Genomic DNA, 18628 nt, shown 5'->3' with positions numbered 1-18628 from the left:
TTGGAACACCCGTGTAACTGTTTGATTAATTTATATGGCAATCGCTCATAAATATGATGAGTAACAGAAGAATATCGGATTTGCCGGACATTCTGGACATTCCGGACCTAAGTTGTGGAGGTGAAAGGAGGGACCAGACATCAAGGCAGCTGCTAAAGGTGCTGTTGATATCAAGTCCGGGGAAACAGGCAAGTGAGGGTGCGGATAGCGGCATTGTTCCCTGGAATGGGATTAGGAGGAAACAGATTTTCTCCTGAAAATATAAACAGCATTATCAGGCGAAGGAGGTAACAGGAGGGAGGACAATCGCTCGCTGAGCTCCATTGTGAACTTATCAGCGCTGTAATAAGCGTCAAAATCTCCAGTCACCGCAGGGTCTTTTGTGCCAAGAACGATATATAAGTCAACCGAGCCGGTTTTAAATACATGTTTTTCATACGGGTTTTTAGGTACCGGCCAAGAGCAGAGTACTACTTCAGGACTGTATTGATGAAGGGCAGCTTTGGCATCTGCCTGTTCCACGAAGCCGGGGTAGTCGATATAGTGCTTCCAGCTATAGTCGTCTGTTGCTGTGCAGTTGATGTTTTTTTCGTTTAAAAACTTGGTTAACGTACCGTCGCCTGCAGCTATTTCAAGACATTTTTTATCGCCTATCAAGCTTGAGAGTTCGCTAATTAAAGGTTTTGAGTAGAAACAATAAATGCCTTTTTTATTGACGAGGGGCATTAATATCTTTTTATTCAGGAGAATCCGCCAACACAGCCTGAATAGGCCCAGAGAAACCGGCTTTCGTTCAAGCCCCTTTTTGAATAAAAGCTTTTGTAAGATCATGCCGTCCCAGAGGTTGAACTTTACATTTCCGGCAGGCGTTTTTGAAGAAGCCTTTATATTTAGCTGCTCCAGCAGATGGATGGCAAATCGGGCCTTAATCACATTGGGCAGAAAGGCATTAACTGTTTTTTCATTAAAGCCGCTTTTGGAAATTTTATGATTGGCCATCTTTGCACTTGCCGTATATTTATCAAGAATGGCAGGAATTAGATTAGAATTCCGGGTGCTTTTCAGTATACTTAGTTCTTGCAGTACCTCTGCCTGATACTCCGGATACTGTTGTAATAATGTTTCTACGCTAATTTCATTGGCTAAAATTTTACGGGCGGTATCATTCGTGAAAGTTCTCATTCTATTCTCCATTACAAGTGAATTTCATATTGTTCTTCCTATTCGTATAATGTATCATGCCATTCCGGGGAATGGAATTGATAAGTGATGCAAAACCATGAGAGAAAAGAACTATATTAACTTCTGACAAAAGTGTAAACTTAACAGGCTAACCGACTTATACTTGGGTCAATTGAGGATGGAGGACATTCGTGAAGAAGTTTCGTTTTACGATTAAACAGAAAATTCTGTCTTTAACGATTCTGATTATTGCCTGCCTGCTGGCATTTGTAATCGTCATCCACTGGAGAATAAATTCCCTGCAGCAAGAAACTAACTTCATTACACATCAGGATCGGCAAATTACCAGCCTGACTAATCAAATCGAGAAAAATATACTGGATATGGAAACAGACCAGCGTGGATATGTCATTACAGGTGATGATAAATATTTGGAGCCCTTCCGCCAGGGGCTGGCTGAGTGGGAAACTAATTTTGATGAATTATCTATATTAAATGCTATGGATTCTGTACAGCAAAGCCGGCTTCAGAGCATCAAGAACAATATAGAGCAGTGGATTGAGCTATCTGCCCAGCATGTCATTCAATTGAAGAAAGCGGGAGAGGACGGTCAAGTCGGACAATTCTTCAAGACAGATTCCAGCATCGATCAAATGGATCATATCCGTAATCAGATCAGTGCGTTCCGTGACAACAGGAATGAGAATACCAATCGGTTAATAACAAACCAGGCAGACCGGAATACAGTGCTGTTGGAATTGCTGTATATCGTCTGGTTCCTGATCGCAGCAGCAGCAGTTTCTGCATCTGTGTTCATCGCCCGTTCCATCTCGCGTACGGCTTCCCAAATCACAGGCACGCTTACTGATCTGGTGAAAGTTGAGAATTTGAGCACACGGATTTCAATTACCAGCAATGATGAAATCAGTGACCTGGGACAAGCCGTTAATCTGTTGCTGGATAATCAGCAAGAACGGCTGTGGCTGCAGCAGCAGGAGAAGGAGATGCTGTCAGAATATCAGGGCATTACGCAGACTGCATTACTGGGAGATGTTTATCTAAGTAAGCTTGCCAAAATTATGGATTATCCCTATGGAACCCTGTATGTCCGCACGCAGGATAACGGCCAGGATTTTTTAACAAGAGTATCGGTATTTGCGGGTACTGCTGTGGATAGCGATCACGAGCAAGTCAATTTCGGAGAAGGACTGATAGGGCAATGTGCGAAAGAGGGCAGGCTGATTCATGTAGATCACTTGCCGGAGTCCTACATCCATATCCGCTCAGGACTTGGTGCTGCTTCGCCGCAGTCACTGGTTCTAATCCCTGTCATCTTCCTGGGAGAAGTGCTTGCCGTTGTGGAGATAGCATCTTTCAAGCCTTTATCCAGTCTGCATATTCTCTTTCTGGAGTCGACCTCCGGGCATTTCGGTGCAGCTCTCAATGGTGCTCTGAGCAGTATGAAGATCGACGGATTGCTGAAAGAATCACAAAGCTTGAACGAGGAGCTCCAAGTATATACAGAAGAGCTTCAGACACAGTCTGAAGAACTTCATATCCAGACAGAAATTCTGCACGCCACCAACAAGAAGCTGGAAGAGAAGCAGGTCCTGGCTGAGCAAAAAACGCTGGAAGCGGAGCAAGCCCAGGAAGAGCTCACCCAGTATGCTAAGATTCTGCAGCAAAGCACACAATATAAATCTGAGTTTTTGGCAAATATGTCACATGAGCTTAGAACTCCGCTGAACGGGATCTTGCTGCTGTCTGAATTTCTAATGGAGAACCAGTCAGAGCGCCTTGGAGACGAGGAGGTTGAATTCTCGCATGCCATTCATTCTGCAGGACAGGATTTGCTGGCTCTGATTAATGATATTCTTGACCTGTCCAAAGTGGAAGCCGGGAAGATGAATATCGAGATTGAAGCGGTTAATATCACTGAAATTCCTGAAATGGTACTTCAAAGCTTCGGGCAGCTATCGCGGAAAAAAGAGCTTCCTTTCCATGTACACCTGGAGGAAGGGGTGCCGGAAATCATCTATACCGATGCTCAGCGATTACGGCAAATTCTGAGCAACTTGTTATCCAATGCGTTTAAGTTTACAATGCAAGGTTCGGTTACGTTCAGAATTGGTATAGCTTCCATAGATGAGCTTGAGCCATTGGAAGATGCACAAGACAGCTATTATATCCGGTTTAGTGTTACAGATACAGGGATAGGTATCTCTGAGAATAAACAAGCCTTGATCTTTGATGCTTTTCAGCAGGCGGATGGGCATACGGAGCGTGAATATGGAGGCACCGGACTGGGGCTGTCAATTACCAAACAACTGGTTTCATTACTTGGAGGCAAGATCAGTCTGGTTAGCGAAAAGGGGGCAGGCAGCACCTTTAACGTCTATCTGCCGCCTGCCAGGCATGCTGCTGTCTATGAAGAACAGCATCCACTGCCGGAAAAGCTGGCGGAAACCCCGGATGAACTGGTTGCCGCAGCCGGGACCGGATATTATAACGACTACTCCCTGTTGGCCGATAAAGAAGTTCTGATCGTAGATGATGATGAAAGGAATTTATTTGCGCTAACGAAAATTCTGGAGAAAAATGGATTGAACGTAACCAAGGCCACTAACGGCCAAGAGGCCGTGGAGTACCTGCAGACCGGAGCAGCTGTTGATATGATTCTGATGGATATCATCATGCCTGTGATGAATGGCTATGATACGATCAAATGGATTAGACAAATGCCGTTGAGACAGGAGACGCCGGTCATTGCATTGACTGCAAAGGCGATGCAGGAAGACAGAACCAGAATTCTGGAGGCGGGGGCGACTGAATATTTAAGCAAGCCCGTTAATATGGAGCAGTTACTGACCCTGATGAAAATGATTATATAAGAGTGAGCTATTCAGTAGGCTGCGAAGGTCATGGATACTGCGAGCAAGCTAATCCCGGCGAATACGTTTGCATTGCCAATCTGGTAGGCAATGCGCTTAAATTTACTGAGCAGGGTGAGGTATGCCTAATTGTGCAAACTGAGGCCGTTGCGGAAGACCGGATCACCTTCTCCATTGAAGTTAAGGATACCGGCATTGGAATGCCTGTAGAACAGAAAGCCAACCTGTTCCGCTCCTTCTCGCAAATTCATGAAAGACGCTCACCGGAAGCTATAGCGGAGCCGGACTGGGGCTCTCCATCTGTAAGCAGCTGGCTGAGCTAATGAACGGCAAAGTATGGCTTAAGGATACCAGCGAACAGGGCAGTACGTTTGCATTCGCGATTCCTTGCTTTGTGGCAGGTTCGTAACTTATTCAATTCCGTGTCAACGCTCCGGGCTCCATTGCCAAGCCATATGAAATGTTCCCATGAGTCAAGAAGGCATAATCTCGATTCAGGGATATGGTATTGTTCAATATCCTCTTGGCTGAACTGTTGCAAGACCTCAGGTACGGGAAGGATACTGAATGAAGGTACCATCTGCCGTAGCCAGCCCGCGAAGGAGTAATAATCGAATAGCCCTGCTCTAGCAGACCACTTTATTTAACCATACGTCTAATTCTCACATATTCCCGGGGGAGATAGGGTACGCTGATGGGGAGCGGATCAGTAAAGCTTCCGGTACGGAAACTAAATTCTTCAGTGGAGAAGCTGCTTATTTGTGATACTGCCGTATGAGAAATTAATAAGTTTTCCATTTTCCAGCCGAGTATCAACATGCCGGCGAACAGGAAAATGCTGCATATTATTTTACGTATTAACATGGGGAATGCATCCTTTTCACACAGGCTCTCCTGATGCTTCCCGGATTATTCACCGCAAATTGCCTTTACATTCTCCTTCGGTGACTATATAATTGCAATAATTGTATACGGAGTTAACCGGAGGAGCCTGCCAACAGCGGGCTCTTTTTGTGTTTTTATCTGGAATAAATTTACTGCTGCGGAGGTATTGGAATGGAAATGAACAATGAGAGCATTATGGTGTGTGTGCATTATGGCCCCCACGGGCAGAGGTTAATACAGCGTGGAGGACAATTGGCCAAATTGCTCAAGGCTCCGCTGATTGTGCTTACAGTAGATGCATCCGGAGACAATGAATATAACCGGGAGAAGCAGCAGTACCTGTCTGGCTGGGAGAAACAGACCCAGGAGGCCGGCGGACAATTTGTGATCCGCAAATGTAATGGCAGGAAAACGGCTGATGTGATTGTGGAGACTGCAAAGGATAATAAAATAACGCAAATTGTACTCGGACAGTCAAGCCAAACGCTGTGGCAGGAGATTACACGGGGAAGCTTCATCAATGAGCTGCTGGAGCGGATGGGCCCGATTGATCTTCATATCGTTGCGGTGCAGCGCTATCCGGAGCTGCTCGAAAAGTCCCATGAGCAAGGCTTCTCTGCTTATCTGGTCAAAGAGGGCGACCGCCATATCCTTATGGATGAACCGGAGGGAGATGAAGCCATGAAGGGGGTCTTCTTCCGTGAGCTCGATACGGATTTCAATACCGGCCTGTTCAAAATCGTCAGAAACGGTGAAGCGCAATATTTGAGGATTGTACAGAACGAATGGGTTAAGCCCCGTTAAGCGGATTATACCAAAACTAGAAAGGGGGATTAAGCCTTGCTGCATATGATTATCCTGCTTCCGTTTTTGCTGGCTGCGCTAATGCTGCTGATGAAGCGAAATAAACGGTTCCACCTGGGCTGGATCGCTCTGCCCCTTCCCGCAGCTCTCTTCATTTATTTCCTGACGAGAATTCCAGCCATCCGGGCTGGCGAGCCTATTGTTAACAATATCAACTGGATGCCGTCCTTTGGGGTAAATATTTCTCTGGTGCTGGACGGACTCAGCTTGCTCTTTGTCCTGCTGATTACCGGAATGGGTGCCCTGGTTGTGCTCTATTCCATTTATTATCTCGATAAGCTGATGGAAGGAATCCGCCAGTTTTATATGTACCTGCTCATGTTTATGGGAGCAATGCTGGGCGTTGTCCTGTCAGATAATCTGATGGTGCTGTACGGATTCTGGGAACTGACGAGCATTTCTTCGTTCCTGCTCATTGCCTTCTGGCACCGCCGGGAAAGATCCTCCTATGGAGCATTGAAGTCCATGCTGATCACGGTGTTCGGCGGTCTGGCGATGCTTGCCGGATTTAATCTTCTGTATATAATGACCGGCACTTATAGTATCCGCGAGATTGTTGCACAGGCAGGGACCTTGACAGAAAGTGCCATGTTTATCCCGTCCATGCTGCTTATTCTCCTGGGTGCCTTTACGAAATCCGCCCAGTTTCCGTTCCATATCTGGCTGCCTGATGCTATGGAAGCGCCGACTCCGGTAAGTGCATACCTTCACTCGGCTACCATGGTTAAGGCGGGGATCTATCTGGTGGCGCGGCTCACCCCTCTATATGCCGGAGCATCCGAGTGGTTCTGGCTCGTTTCTGTCACAGGACTGGTAACTCTGATCTATGGTTCGTTCAAAGCCATCCGGCAAACGGATCTCAAAGCCTTACTCGCGTACTCCACGATCAGTCAACTCGGATTGATCATGTCTTTGCTGGGACTCGGGTCGGCGGCAGCCTTCTTTACCGGCACGGGGGATGCGGTTTTTTATACGATGGCTACTACTGCAGCGCTCTTTCATCTCATTAATCATGCTGTATTTAAAGGCAGTCTGTTTATGGTTGTGGGCATCATTGACCACGAGACGGGTACCCGTGATCTGCGCAAGCTTGGAGGGCTTATGTCTCTCATGCCAGTCACCTTCTCTGTCGCATTGATCGGGGCGTTCTCCATGGCTGGATTGCCGCCATTCAGCGGATTCCTTAGTAAAGAAATGTTCTTCACCTCTATGCTTAATATCCGGGAGTTTGACATCCTGAGCTCAGGATACTGGACGCAGCTCTTTCCGGTAATTGCCTGGATTGCCAGTGTGTTTACCTTTGTATATAGCATGATTTTTGTCTTCAAGACCTTCCGCGGCAAGCTGAGGGAAGACAAACTGGATAAAATTCCGCATGAAGCTCCACTGGGTCTCTTGCTGTCACCGGTGATTCTAATTTCACTTGCTGTAGTGTTTGCATTCTTCCCTGACCTGGTCTCTGCTACGCTGATTGAACCGGCAATGTCTTCCATCCATACGGGGATACTCGCACCGGAAGAAGCTTTTGAAGTTTCTATTCATTTCTGGCATGGCTGGACACCGGAAATCTTCATGACCCTCGGCGTTATAGCCGCAGGTACACTGTTATTTAGAATCTATACCCGGCTGCGGGTACTGGACCGCGAAGCAAGCGGACGCAATACGCTGAACCGTATGTATGACTTCTCGCTAAGACTGCTGGAGAATGGTTCAAGACGTTTGACTGATGCCTATATGACTGGTTCCAATCGCCATTACCTGCTCTATATTTTCAGCTTTTTCATCATTTCGTTACTCACAGTTCTGCTGCTGCAGTCAGGCATAAGCTTTGGCATGGATCAGTATGCCTCATTGTCTTTTTATGAAACGGCTGTTGTAGCAGCAATGCTGTTGGCTGCCTTTGCTGTTCCATTTGCCAAGTCACGTGTTAACGCGATTCTTTTCACCGGTGGTGTAGGGTACATGGTGACGCTGCTCTTCGTTCTTTTCCGGGCACCGGATCTTGCACTCACCCAAATGATTATAGAGACCGTATCGGTCATTCTGTTCCTTCTTTGTTTCCGGTATTTACCTAAGCTGAAGAAGCAGAGAGAGCCGCTGCGCTTTAAGCTGCCCAATCTGATCATAGCGCTTGGAGCCGGCATTACAATGACGTTGATCGCTCTGGCGGCTATGGGTACCAGTCCTTTTGAACCTATCTCCGAGTTTTTCCTGAAAGAAAGCTATAACCTGGCTGGCGGCAAGAATGTTGTTAACGTCATCCTGGTAGATTTCCGCGGGTTCGATACCTTGTTTGAAATCATGGTGCTTGGCATCGCCTCACTGGCCATTTATGGTCTGATTCATTTGAGAATGGAAGAGGAGTTGACGCCGCTCCAACCCGCCAAGAATGAAAAATTACCGCTGCGCAGCAATGACGTGATTCTGCAGACAATGTCCAAGGGGATTGTCCTCATTATTCTGATATTCTCCCTGTATCTGTTCTTTGCCGGACATAATCATCCGGGGGAGGCTTTATCGGGGCTTTGATGACTTCTGCTGCGCTGATCCTCATTACAATCGCATTTGGAATGGATCAGGTACGTAAGGTGTTACCTGTGAATTACCGGCTGCTTACAGCTTCCGGACTCCTGCTGGCTATTCTAACAGCGTCAGGCTCATTCCTGTTTGACGCTCCTTTTCTAAGTCATGCTTTCGGCCATTTTCATCTGCCAGTGCTTGGCGATACGGAGCTGGCGACTGCCGTCCTGTTTGACCTTGGCGTATACCTGGCCGTGGTCGGTGTAACGATGAACATCATTTTATCGATCGGAGGGGAAAAGAAATGGAACTCCTAATGGCGGTTGCGGTCGGCATTCTCTTCACGATCGGTGTGTACCTGATTCTGTCCAAAAGCCTGCTGCGCATTGTGCTGGGAACCTCCCTGCTGACGCATGGTGTCCATCTGCTGCTGCTCACAATGGCCGGGCTCAAAAAGGGTGCAGCCCCTGTGCTGGGCAAAGCGGATACTTATGTTGATCCGCTGCCGCAGGCATTGATTCTAACCTCCATAGTTATCAGCTTTGGGGTTACAGCCTTCTACTTCGTACTCGCGTACCGGTCTTACCAGACGCTGGGTACTGACGAAATTGACAGCATTAAGGAGGACAACGAATGAGCAATCTATTGGTACTCCCGATTCTCATTCCGCTGACTACGGCTGTCATCCTGATTTTTCTCAAAGAGAAGATCCGGCTTCAGCGCGTGATTAGTGCGCTCAGCGGTCTGCTGAACATTCTGGTTGCAGTGCTGCTGGTTTCACGTGTCCACTCTGAGGGCATACAGACCTTGCAGATGGGGGGCTGGGCTCCTCCGTACGGGATTGTATTTGTAGGTGATATGTTTGCTGTATTGCTGGTAATGATGGCTTCGATCGTCAGCTTTGCGATTCTGTGCTACTCTTTCAGCAGTATTGGAGAGAAGCGGGAGCGGTTCTATTATTATACGTTCTTTCAGTTTTTGCTGGTCGGGGTATACGGCTCGTTTCTTACCGGAGATATTTTCAACCTGTTTGTCTTTTTTGAGGTCATGCTGATTTCTTCTTATGCGCTCATCTCACTCGGAGGGACCAAGCTTCAGCTAAGAGAAACATCGAAATATCTGCTCATCAATATCGTATCCTCGACACTGTTTGTAGCAGCGGTAGCTTATCTCTATGCAGCAGTAGGAACACTCAACATGGCACACCTGTCCCAGCGTATCGCTGAAGCGGGACAAGGCGGCGTGCTTAATGTGATTGCTGTTTTGTTCCTGATTGTATTTTCCCTAAAGGCAGGGCTGTTCCTGTTCTTCTGGCTTCCAGGGTCATACAGTGCGCCTCCGGCGGCTGTTAGAGCGTTGTTCGGTGCACTGCTGACCAAAGTGGGACTCTATGCAATCATCCGCACCTTCACGCTGCTGTTTGTTAACGATCCCGGCTTCACCCATGACTGGATTGCCTGGATGGCTGCTGCTACCATGATTCTGGGCAGCCTGGGGGCAGTCGCTTATAAGGATATCCCGAGGATTCTGAATTATAACATCATTATCAGCGTTGGATTTGTAGCCTTTGGACTCGCTGCAGGGACTGCAGATTCACTGAATGGGGCGGTCTTCTATCTGCTGCACGATATGCTGGCCAAGGGACTCATGTTTATTCTGGGCGGGATGATTATATCCGCAGCCGGAACTGACCGGCTAGGCAGTATGGGCGGGATGATTAAAAGGTATCCGTTCATCGGCTGGATGTTCTTTATCCTTGCTCTTGCCCTGACAGGTATTCCGCCGCTGAGCGGGTTTGCCGGCAAGATTCTGATCATCCGCGGAGCTCTGGCTGAGGGAATGCTGACGTTGTCCTTAATTGGACTAGGATCGAGCTTACTGGTGCTGTATTCCCTGATGAAGGTGTTCAGGCTGGCGTTCTGGGGAAATGAACCGGTGAATGAATTGCCTAGAGTGAACTTGAAGGCTGCATCGGCTATTGCCGCCGGACTCCTGCTGCTTGTGATTGCTATGGGGGTCGGTGCCGAGTCCGTCTATGCTTATGTATCGCAGGCAGGCGAGGTTTTGGCGTCACCTGCGCGGTACATTGAAGCCATAATGAAGGAGTAGAGAAGATGGCCCTACAATTCCTCTTAAATCTGTTGATTGCCTTTCTGTGGATGGCGATAAATAACGATGGCTCTGGCTCAAGCTTCATAGCCGGCTACGTCATCGGTATTATATTATTGCTGATTTTGACGAAATCCCTGGCCCGGACCCGGCCATTCTATCTCATACGTATATGGGCTATACTGAAGCTTCTGCTGATCTTTGCCCGTGAACTTACGGTCTCGAATTTCGTGGTCATCGGCCATATCATCCGTCCAAAGCTGGCTATACGTCCCGGTATCTTTGCTTATGAGACTGCCTTGACCTCGGCTTGGGAGGTTACGCTGTTATCGTGCCTGATCTGTCTGACGCCGGGAACCCTGACTCTTGATGTTTCGAAGGATGGCAGGACGCTGTACATTCATGCAATTGATATTAAAGATGCAGAGCTGCTTGTCGCGCAGATTAGAGGCACTTTCGAACAAGCGATTATGGAGGTGACCCGGTAATGATCCAGGTTATGCTAACCGTGGCAATGATCATTCTGGCGCTGGCGATGCTGGCATGCCTGTTCCGTCTCCTGAAAGGGCCAACCCGATCAGACAGGGTTGCCGCGCTCGATACGATAGGCATTCATGTACTCGCAATGATCACTGTTTTCTGTATGCTGCTGGATACCCAGGACTTTCTTGAAGTTATTCTGGTTATCGGTATTCTGACGTTTATTGGAACAACGGCACTGGCCAGATATATTGAACGGGGAGCCGTTATAGAGGATGGAGGGAACCCGAATGACAGGTGAACTGATTAGCTCCATTCTTGTGGTGATGGGTGCAGTCTTCTGCGGCTTAAGTGCCTTCGGCTTAGTCCGGCTGCCTGATGTGTACCTGCGTTCACATGCGGCCACCAAAAGTGCAACCTTCGGGGTGCTGTGTCTGCTGACAGGAGGCTTCCTGTACTTTTGGTTTAAAGACGGAACGGTTAATGTCAAGCTGCTGCTGGCGATTGTTTTTGTATTCATCACTTCACCGGTGGCAGGCCATTTAAATGGCCGGGCAGCCTACCGTTCAGGAGTCCCCTTGTGGAAGGGGAGCGTACAGGATGATCTGAAGGTCCTGGGGGAAGAAAGTCAGGAAACGTCTGCAAAATAATACTTAATCGCTGAATTCCTTATAGGAAGCGGGGGAACCAGGTTATATGGGGTGAATCTCGGGAAAAACGAGTAGGGCTACTTTCAGGCCCGAATCCGGCAGCTAACCCCGCAAGCGTTCATGAGAGGATGCACTGTTTATGCCGCATATTGAAGGTGAATGGAACGTCGCTGTATTACGAGATGTCGGGCAACGGTCTGCCTATTGTTTTTATTCATGATTATTCGACCTCCCATCATCTGTTTGAGCCGCAAGCGGATTATTTCAGCAAGCGTGCGAAAGTAATCGTATTCGATTTAAGAGGGAACGGGCAGTCCGGTAAAATGGATGTGGAGATTAGCCGGATCGTAGACACACATTGTGAAGATTTGAAGCTGTTATTGGACGCTCTGGCTGTAGAGAGGGCTGTAATCGTAGCTTGTTCCGGTGGTGCTGTGCTCGCCCAGCTCGACAGACCGCACGAAGGAAATTGCAGCAGAGTATGGTGCGGTCATTTATGACTTTGAATGGATCGGTTGTTCAAGGAACTGAACAGTGAGGGAAGGGTAACCTCAAGCCTCCGGCGAAACCGGCGGGTCCGGCGGGACTGCAATATTCAGTGGATCGGCCCGGTGCATAAGTATTTGGCGGCGGGGGGCTCACGCTGGAGAGCAATATATGTACCACGCACTTCATGAAGAAGCACTCAAATATTACGGCAAGTTTCTGGAGGCCGGTCAAGGCAGGATCGAGGACAATATCCGGATGGATCTACGGCCAACTGCCTTCGCAGGCAGTTGGCCGTTTTTGATGCGAAAAAACGCAAATAAGTAATTTCACACATTTATTTCGTGGAACACGAATACCATTAAAATATATAAGTCCACTAGAAAGAGGAGAGATGTTATGGTTCGCCATTACACGCAGCTGGAATTGATCACGATATCGAAATTACCTCCGACCACAGTGAAGAGATGGCTAGAGTATTTCTCTTATTTTGTAGCCGCGACCCGTCAGGGAGACCAGGTGCTTTACCCTTATGAAACTTTGAAACTACTGAAGCGGATCAGTGAACTGCGTGCAGAGCGTTACCATCTCAGTACCATTGTTCGTCTGCTGATTGAAGACGGCTTTCCGATGTATGGCAAAGAGGACAAGAAGGAGTTGCAACCTCCTCCGCCAATGGAGAAAATCAGCGCCGAGCCGAAGAAGCCGGACAGACAGCAGCTGCTTGTTGCTTCCCTGGCGGCGCTTGCCGATGAGCTTAACCGGATTGCGGATCATCTTAACCACTTGAAGGTGCAATAAATACATTCCGGACCGAATTCAATGAGCGGCAGCTTCATGGTTTGAGCTTGTCCATTTTGCTTAGACTCAGCCACTGCCCCCGCGTAACCGAGGTATCGGGAGTAATGCCCAGATGCGCGGACATTAGACGTGATTTATGAGGTGGTGAAATCTGGTTGGAACTTAAGATACCGGATGATTATCAAGAGGAATCATGAACGATACTGTCGTGCCCCTGCCCGGTTCACTCTGGATAAGAAGACCCTGGCCATACCGCTGAACCAAACGGCGGTTGGTATTCCTTAAGCCGATTCCCCCGGTGTTATGCCGGGTAAGGCTTAGGAGGTTCTCAATCTCGGCAGCCGGAATCCCTTTGCCATTATCTATAATCTGTACACAGGCGCCAGCTTCCGCCTGATATATGCGCACCACCAGTTCGCCGCCCTTCGCCCGGCTCAGCAATCCATGTCTTACTGCATTCTCAACGAGCGGCTGGATGGACAGCGGAGGAAGCTTGAAACGGAGAGCGGGCTGGATCTCCCACACCACAGTTAACCTGTCTCCAAAACGGACTTGCTCAATGAATAAATAGGATTTCACCAGGGAAATTTCATTCTCCAGATCCACCAGCTGATTCGTATTAATGAAATCAACGCTATACCGCAAGTAATCTGCAAATGCACCCGCTACATTACGCATCTGTTCCATATCAAATTCACTCAGGGCCATAATGGAGTTGATGGTGTTGAATAAGAAATGCGGTTTGATCTGGGCCTGCAAGTAGGCTGTTTCCATCCGCAGACTTTGGTCAATCGATTGTTTCAACGAAATTAATGCCTGCACTCTGTACTTCAGCTCTAATCTTTCAACAGGTTTGGTTACATAGTCATTGGCTCCATGTAAGAATTCTGTATATGACTCTTCTGAAATCGAATGGGTAATTAACAAGAGTATCGGCAGCTCCGTAATATCAAAATGTTGTCTGACCTGCTTGGTAAGCTCATATCCTGACATTTGCGGCATTTTCACATCGGCAATTAACAAATCCCAGGAAGCAGAGCGGATCAGTTCAAGGGCTTCATCGGCACTGGAGACCGCAGTTAATCTGTAATTTTCTTCATAGAGAATATCAGCCAACACTTTCAGGTTCACCGGATCCTCGTCCACAATTAGAATATTGGGTCTTGCCATCTCATAGAGAGGCCCGGACGATCCTGCACGGACCACTTCAGCAGATCCTTTATCTTCGCTAATGTTGCGGCGTTGTTTAACCCTAGAGGCTTCAATAATAATCTCTCCTTGCTCCGTTATACTTAATTGCGTTATGCAGCAAATTAAATAGAATTTGGGATAATCTTTTTTCATCTGCATATACGTGTGAGAGTTTTGAAGAGATAGTTAACCGGGAAAATCAACATATAAATGCTATAAATGGAGAGGGTTGTTATATAAAACCGAAAGTCCTTCCAATAATGTTGCTTGCACATTCCTTTGGCGTAATGGTTGTTAGTGCAGCTACCTCACTCACATTTCCGTTTTTCTTCTGCTCGCTTTTTTCCCAAGGTTAGATGCCTCCCTCGAGCATAGTGTAAACGTCTTAACTGAACAATAAATGAACAAATTTTGTGGGCTTTGATGGCGAAGGCAAGGCTGTAACCAGTCTCAGGCGCAACCGGCTGGTGAAACGAAGCTGTAATTTTGAGTGGATAGGCGCAGTGTACCTTACTTGAACAAGGATGGAGCCCGACTGGCCCCGGGTGAAGATCAAAGCGGTGATCCCGTAAACGTGAGAGATCCAGCAGGTTGATTTTTATTGCCCAGCTATCATTAGGCGGCAGACATTGCAGCCATGTAAAAGGTAATGAAGCCGCTGAATCCGTTCAGCGGCTTTTTTTCTCAGGTGAATTTCAGCAGAAACAGCATTGACTCTATCTATGTTCCCTAACTATAATATTAATATAATAGTAAATAGATTAATATTAGTGTTAACTAAATGACACGAAGCCGGACTGGAAGATTTGTTCGGTATAATAATTCCCTAAGGAGGGCTTAGCTTGTCTCAATCTATACCCGCATACACCGGTTATCTCTTAGTTCATTTCATCGGGGAGCAGCCGGATGGCGAACAGGTCTATTTCTCCTACAGTGAGGACGGCCTGCACTTTAAGGATCTGAACGCGGGTCTGCCTGTTCTGCGCTCGGAGCTCGGGGAAAAGGGAGCCAGAGATCCCTTTATCATCCGTTCGCCGAAGGAAAGCAAATTCTATCTGATTGCCACCGATCTGCGCATTGCCAGCGGCAAGGGCTGGGGTGCAGCAGTGGAGGCCGGCAGCCGCGATATTATTGTCTGGGAATCTGCTGATCTGGTGAACTGGTCACAGCCGTGGGCAGTTACGGTCGGTGTGGAGGGCGCCGGATGTGTATGGGCTCCTGAGGCGATTTACGATGAGGCTGCGGATGAATTCCTGGTATTCTGGGCTTCGGCTACTCAGGAGCCGCATGAGAGTGAACGGAAGCATAAAATATACAGCGCGCGCACGAAGAATTTCCGGGAATTTACGGCAGCAGAGAAGTACATTGAGCGCGACAATCATATCATTGATACGACAATTATCGCTGCTGGCGGGAGGTACTACCGTTTCTCGAAGGATGAGACAACTAAGAATATCCGGGTGGAGCAAGGTGCGTCGCTGGATAAAGACGCCTTCAGCTTTGTGGATGCGCCGGTTCTGGAGGCCATTATGGGCGTGGAAGGCCCGGAGATTTATAAGCTGAACGGCCGCGGGGAATGGTGCCTGATTGTGGACCGTTATGCGGAAGGGAAGGGATATCTTCCCTTGTTAACGTCTGACCTTAGCAGCGGCGATTTCCGCGTGCTTGCAGACAGGGAGTTCGACCTTGGTGTAAACACCAAACGCCACGGCGGAGTCCTTCCGGTTACTGCCGGGGAACGCAGCCTGCTGCTGGCGGCCTTCGGGGACGGACATAGCTACATAATGAATGAAACAATCACCAACCCGGTTGTCCTACAGCGGGCAGACCCCTGCATTTACCGGCATAGTGACGGCTATTATTACTTCACCGCTTCGGTTCCCGAATATGACCGGATTGAGCTGCGGAGAGCCCGGACGATCGGCGGACTTACAGCCAGCGAGCCTGTCGTCATCTGGACGAAGCATACCACCGGTATTATGAGCGGTTATGTATGGGCGCCGGAAATTCATTACATCAGCGGGAAGTGGTACATCTATTTCTCCGCCGGCAGTGATGATGCACCTTTTGCACAGCGTCTGTATGTACTGGAGAATGCTTCTGACAATCCGCTGGAAGGAAGCTGGGAGGAGAAGGGGAGAATCTATACCGCATGGGATACGTTCTCGCTGGATGCCACTACCTTTGCGCATGCGGGATCGCAGTATCTGGTGTGGGCGCAGGAGGACCCTTCGGTTCAGGGGAACTCCAGCCTGTTTATCTCGAAGATGGCTAATCCATGGACGCTGGAAGGTGAGCAGATCCTGCTGACCCGGCCGGACTATGAGTGGGAGACGATTGGATACCGTGTAAATGAAGGGCCTGCTGTTATGAAAAAGAACGGAAGAGTTCTCCTGACCTATTCGGCCAGCGCGACCGATCACCATTACTGCATGGGCCTGCTTACCGCACCGGATGACAGCAATCTGCTGGACCCCGGCTCGTGGACGAAATCCCCGGTCCCCGTCTTTACGACCAGCGAAGAGAACGGCCAGTACGGTCCGGGACATAACAGCTTTACGGTAACGGCAGATGGAACGCAGGACCTGCTTGTCTATCACGCCAGAAATTATAAGGAAATAGAGGGAGATCCCTTGAATGACCCTAACCGTCATACCCGTGTCCAGCCTGTGGCATGGGGAGAAGACGGACTGCCGGTATTCGGATTGCCGGTGCCGGATGGCCATGAGCTAACTTTATAGAATGAGGAAGGGGTACCCGGCATGCGCCAAGCAGCCGGGTGCCCCTTCTTGCTGAGCAATGGATTATCCAAATAGTGTTCCCTAATAGGGAAGCAAACTGTAATAAGAGCAAAATTTGCTGTATTCACTGCATGTTCAAACGGACTGGAATACGGTTTACTAGAGGAGGAAACAAGCTAACCCGAGGGAGGAACTACAGTATGACACAAGCTATGCAGCGTCAGGAAGTCGTATCCATACGCAAAAATGAGGCATTTGCCGCAGTTGCCGCGCAGCTGGAGCCCCGGCTTATTCACCGGGAATGTACGCCGAAGCAGATCGTCCGGATGATAAGGAATGAACAGCTGATCCATGGCTGGCAGGCAGAAGCGGTGCAACACGTGCAAGACCTGCCCGGCATGTCATTCGGCAAAGGTGAAGAGGTGATTCTAGATTTCGGCGAACATCTGGTCGGAGCTCTGGCAATCCGGATCGTTCCCGTCGGCAGCCCGCCGGATGCCCCGCTGCATCTGCAGATTACACTTGGTGAAATGCCGGTGGAGATGGCGGAACCCTTCTCGGAATACAACGGATGGCTTAGCAGCTCCTGGCTGCAGGAGGAGCGGATTCATCTGGATGTACTCCCCGCTGCCCTGAAGCTGGAACGAAGATACAGCTTCCGGTATCTCAAGCTAAAGGTTCTGGATACCTCGCCCAAGTACAAGGTATCCTTTGCCGGCATCAGCTGCACAGCTGTAACCTCGGCCGACCGCTCTGCGTTATCCGCCACGCTCACCTCTGCGGACGCGGAGCTGCAGGTGATCGATGAAGTCAGCGTAAAGACGCTGGAGGAGTGTATGCAGGAGGTGTTCGAGGACGGGCCCAAGCGGGACCGCAGACTATGGCTTGGTGACCTGCGGCTGCAGGCGCTCGCCAATTATGAGACATTCTCAGGCAACGGTCTTGTGAAACGCTGTCTGTACCTGTTCGCGGCTTATCCGGATGAACGGGGCAGGATCACAGCCAATTTGTTCATGAAGCCGCAGGTCATAGCGGACGATACGTATCTCTATGATTATTCACTCTTTTTTGTCTCTGTGCTTCACGATTATTTCCTGGCTACCGGTGACCGGAATACGCTGGAGGAGCTGTGGCCGTCTGCTTACCGGCAGATTGAGCTGGGGCTGGAGCGGCTCGACGAACGCGGAATCGTTGCTGATGACGAGAGCTGGTGGGCCTTTATTGACTGGCACCCTAACCTGAACAAGCAGGCCCCTTCCCAAGCTATCTTAATCTATAATTTGAAGCGCGCGCTGCATCTGGCAGCTTTGCTCGGAGATGAGCGTAAGGCTACGCTGGAGCGGACAATCGGAGAGCTTACACAAGCGGCGGCGGAGCATTTATGGGACGCCCAATCCGGCTGCTTCATCAGCGGCAGGGACAGACAGGTCTCCTATGCGTCACAGATCTGGATGGTGCTGGCTGAAGTTCCGGAACCGGAGCAGGCGAAGGCGCTCATGCTGAGGCTGCTGGAGGACAAGTCTGCGATTCCGATGTCCACACCTTATATGGTTCATCACTTCATTGAGGCGCTGATTCAGGTAGGCGAGAGGGAGACAGCCATCCGGGAGATCAAGAAGTACTGGGGGCAGATGATTAAGGACGGAGCGGATACGTTCTGGGAGCTGTATGATCCAAACGACAAGAGCTTTTCACCTTACGGCAGCCATCTGATTAACAGCTATTGCCATGCCTGGAGCTGTACTCCGGCTTATCTGATCCGTAAATATCAGCTGTAGAAGCAACTGGATATGGCAGCAGCGCGAACAACCTGAGCATCCGCAGCAAG

At 49.0% G+C, this 18628-nt stretch carries 15 protein-coding genes, 2 pseudogenes and 1 riboswitch; of the genes and pseudogenes, 15 read left to right on the top strand and 2 right to left on the bottom strand.

Annotation, left to right across the window (positions count from 1 at the left end; genetic code table 11):
• Positions 1 to 231 precede the first annotated feature (231 nt).
• A complete protein-coding gene (locus tag P40081_RS25550; RefSeq protein ID WP_042139030.1) occupies positions 232 to 1182 on the bottom strand; it encodes a hypothetical protein in 951 nt (316 codons plus the stop codon).
• Positions 1183 to 1373: 191 nt separating this feature from the next.
• Between P40081_RS25550 and P40081_RS25545 the strand changes: the two genes are divergently transcribed.
• The 12 genes and pseudogenes from P40081_RS25545 to P40081_RS25490 all read left to right on the top strand — a co-directional run bounded on the left by P40081_RS25545 (position 1374) and on the right by P40081_RS25490 (position 12868).
• Positions 1374 to 4073 (top strand): response regulator, encoded by a 2700-nt coding sequence (locus tag P40081_RS25545; RefSeq protein ID WP_081970098.1) that lies wholly within the window; start codon positions 1374 to 1376, stop codon positions 4071 to 4073.
• A gap of 2 nt (positions 4074 to 4075) precedes the next feature.
• Complete coding sequence (locus P40081_RS25540) at positions 4076 to 4396, top strand: ATP-binding protein (protein ID WP_042139029.1); 321 nt, start codon at positions 4076 to 4078, stop codon at positions 4394 to 4396.
• Positions 4396 to 4482 carry a hypothetical protein gene (locus P40081_RS40130; protein ID WP_371916277.1) on the top strand — a complete coding sequence of 29 codons (87 nt, stop codon included), beginning with the start codon at positions 4396 to 4398 and terminating at the stop codon, positions 4480 to 4482. The genes P40081_RS25540 and P40081_RS40130 overlap by 1 nt, the downstream gene beginning before the upstream one ends.
• A 647-nt stretch (positions 4483 to 5129) precedes the next feature.
• Positions 5130 to 5762 (top strand): universal stress protein, encoded by a 633-nt coding sequence (locus tag P40081_RS25530; RefSeq protein ID WP_052421993.1) that lies wholly within the window; start codon positions 5130 to 5132, stop codon positions 5760 to 5762.
• Between the two features lie 45 nt (positions 5763 to 5807).
• Positions 5808 to 8659, top strand: a pseudogene (locus tag P40081_RS25525) (Na+/H+ antiporter subunit A).
• Positions 8647 to 8979: a Na(+)/H(+) antiporter subunit C gene (locus P40081_RS25520; RefSeq protein WP_042139027.1), complete on the top strand. Its 333-nt coding sequence runs from the start codon at positions 8647 to 8649 to the stop codon at positions 8977 to 8979. The pseudogene P40081_RS25525 and the gene P40081_RS25520 overlap by 13 nt, the downstream one beginning before the upstream one ends.
• Positions 8976 to 10451 (top strand): Na+/H+ antiporter subunit D, encoded by a 1476-nt coding sequence (locus P40081_RS25515; protein WP_042139026.1) that lies wholly within the window; start codon positions 8976 to 8978, stop codon positions 10449 to 10451. Before P40081_RS25520 ends, P40081_RS25515 begins: the two co-directional genes overlap by 4 nt.
• Before the next feature lie 5 nt (positions 10452 to 10456).
• Positions 10457 to 10939 (top strand): Na+/H+ antiporter subunit E, encoded by a 483-nt coding sequence (locus P40081_RS25510; protein WP_042139025.1) that lies wholly within the window; start codon positions 10457 to 10459, stop codon positions 10937 to 10939.
• Entirely contained in the window at positions 10939 to 11232 is a 294-nt protein-coding gene (locus P40081_RS25505) for a Na(+)/H(+) antiporter subunit F1 (protein WP_042139024.1), read from the top strand. The genes P40081_RS25510 and P40081_RS25505 overlap by 1 nt, the downstream gene beginning before the upstream one ends.
• Positions 11222 to 11581, top strand: a complete 360-nt coding sequence (gene mnhG / locus P40081_RS25500; RefSeq protein WP_081970095.1) for a monovalent cation/H(+) antiporter subunit G — start codon at positions 11222 to 11224, stop codon at positions 11579 to 11581. Before P40081_RS25505 ends, mnhG begins: the two co-directional genes overlap by 11 nt.
• Positions 11580 to 11713: riboswitch (cyclic di-AMP (ydaO/yuaA leader) on the top strand. It overlaps the preceding gene by 2 nt.
• Before the next feature lie 23 nt (positions 11714 to 11736).
• Positions 11737 to 12081, top strand: a complete 345-nt coding sequence (locus P40081_RS25495; protein ID WP_197074267.1) for an alpha/beta fold hydrolase — start codon at positions 11737 to 11739, stop codon at positions 12079 to 12081.
• Between the two features lie 385 nt (positions 12082 to 12466).
• Complete coding sequence (locus P40081_RS25490; RefSeq protein WP_042139022.1) at positions 12467 to 12868, top strand: MerR family transcriptional regulator; 402 nt, start codon at positions 12467 to 12469, stop codon at positions 12866 to 12868.
• Between the two features lie 162 nt (positions 12869 to 13030).
• Here the strand turns inward: P40081_RS25490 and P40081_RS25485 are convergent, their stop codons facing one another.
• Positions 13031 to 14074: a sensor histidine kinase gene (locus P40081_RS25485; protein ID WP_042139021.1), complete on the bottom strand. Its 1044-nt coding sequence runs from the start codon at positions 14072 to 14074 to the stop codon at positions 13031 to 13033.
• A gap of 827 nt (positions 14075 to 14901) precedes the next feature.
• Between P40081_RS25485 and P40081_RS39495 the strand changes: the two are divergent.
• The 3 genes and pseudogenes from P40081_RS39495 to P40081_RS25475 all read left to right on the top strand — a co-directional run.
• Positions 14902 to 15570 (top strand): annotated as a pseudogene (locus P40081_RS39495) (glycoside hydrolase family 43 protein); the annotation flags it as partial.
• Between the two features lie 273 nt (positions 15571 to 15843).
• Positions 15844 to 16800 carry a glycoside hydrolase family 43 protein gene (locus tag P40081_RS39490; RefSeq protein WP_042141453.1) on the top strand — a complete coding sequence of 319 codons (957 nt, stop codon included), beginning with the start codon at positions 15844 to 15846 and terminating at the stop codon, positions 16798 to 16800.
• Between the two features lie 200 nt (positions 16801 to 17000).
• On the top strand, positions 17001 to 18578 hold the full coding sequence (locus P40081_RS25475; protein WP_042139020.1) for an alpha-L-rhamnosidase-related protein: 1578 nt from the start codon (positions 17001 to 17003) through the stop codon (positions 18576 to 18578).
• Positions 18579 to 18628: the final 50 nt, after the last annotated feature.

Origin of the sequence: Paenibacillus sp. FSL P4-0081 (genome assembly GCF_000758565.1) — a bacterium.
Classification (GTDB): domain Bacteria; phylum Bacillota; class Bacilli; order Paenibacillales; family Paenibacillaceae; genus Paenibacillus_AQ; species Paenibacillus_AQ phytohabitans.
Note: the sequence above shows the minus strand (reverse complement) of the source record. Positions and strands in the feature narration are given on the sequence as shown.

What these genes read in the sequence shown, in the direction of transcription:
- P40081_RS25550 (WP_042139030.1), bottom strand. Translation starts at nt 1,182, where the DNA reads ATGAGAACTTTCACGAATGATACCGCCCGTAAAATTTTAGCCAATGAA.
- P40081_RS40130 (WP_371916277.1), top strand. Translation starts at nt 4,396, where the DNA reads ATGAACGGCAAAGTATGGCTTAAGGATACCAGCGAACAGGGCAGTACG.
- P40081_RS25530 (WP_052421993.1), top strand. Translation starts at nt 5,130, where the DNA reads ATGGAAATGAACAATGAGAGCATTATGGTGTGTGTGCATTATGGCCCC.
- P40081_RS25520 (WP_042139027.1), top strand. Translation starts at nt 8,647, where the DNA reads ATGGAACTCCTAATGGCGGTTGCGGTCGGCATTCTCTTCACGATCGGT.
- P40081_RS25515 (WP_042139026.1), top strand. Translation starts at nt 8,976, where the DNA reads ATGAGCAATCTATTGGTACTCCCGATTCTCATTCCGCTGACTACGGCT.
- P40081_RS25510 (WP_042139025.1), top strand. Translation starts at nt 10,457, where the DNA reads ATGGCCCTACAATTCCTCTTAAATCTGTTGATTGCCTTTCTGTGGATG.
- P40081_RS25505 (WP_042139024.1), top strand. Translation starts at nt 10,939, where the DNA reads ATGATCCAGGTTATGCTAACCGTGGCAATGATCATTCTGGCGCTGGCG.
- mnhG (WP_081970095.1), top strand. Translation starts at nt 11,222, where the DNA reads ATGACAGGTGAACTGATTAGCTCCATTCTTGTGGTGATGGGTGCAGTC.
- P40081_RS25490 (WP_042139022.1), top strand. Translation starts at nt 12,467, where the DNA reads ATGGTTCGCCATTACACGCAGCTGGAATTGATCACGATATCGAAATTA.
- P40081_RS39490 (WP_042141453.1), top strand. Translation starts at nt 15,844, where the DNA reads ATGAATGAAACAATCACCAACCCGGTTGTCCTACAGCGGGCAGACCCC.
- P40081_RS25475 (WP_042139020.1), top strand. Translation starts at nt 17,001, where the DNA reads ATGACACAAGCTATGCAGCGTCAGGAAGTCGTATCCATACGCAAAAAT.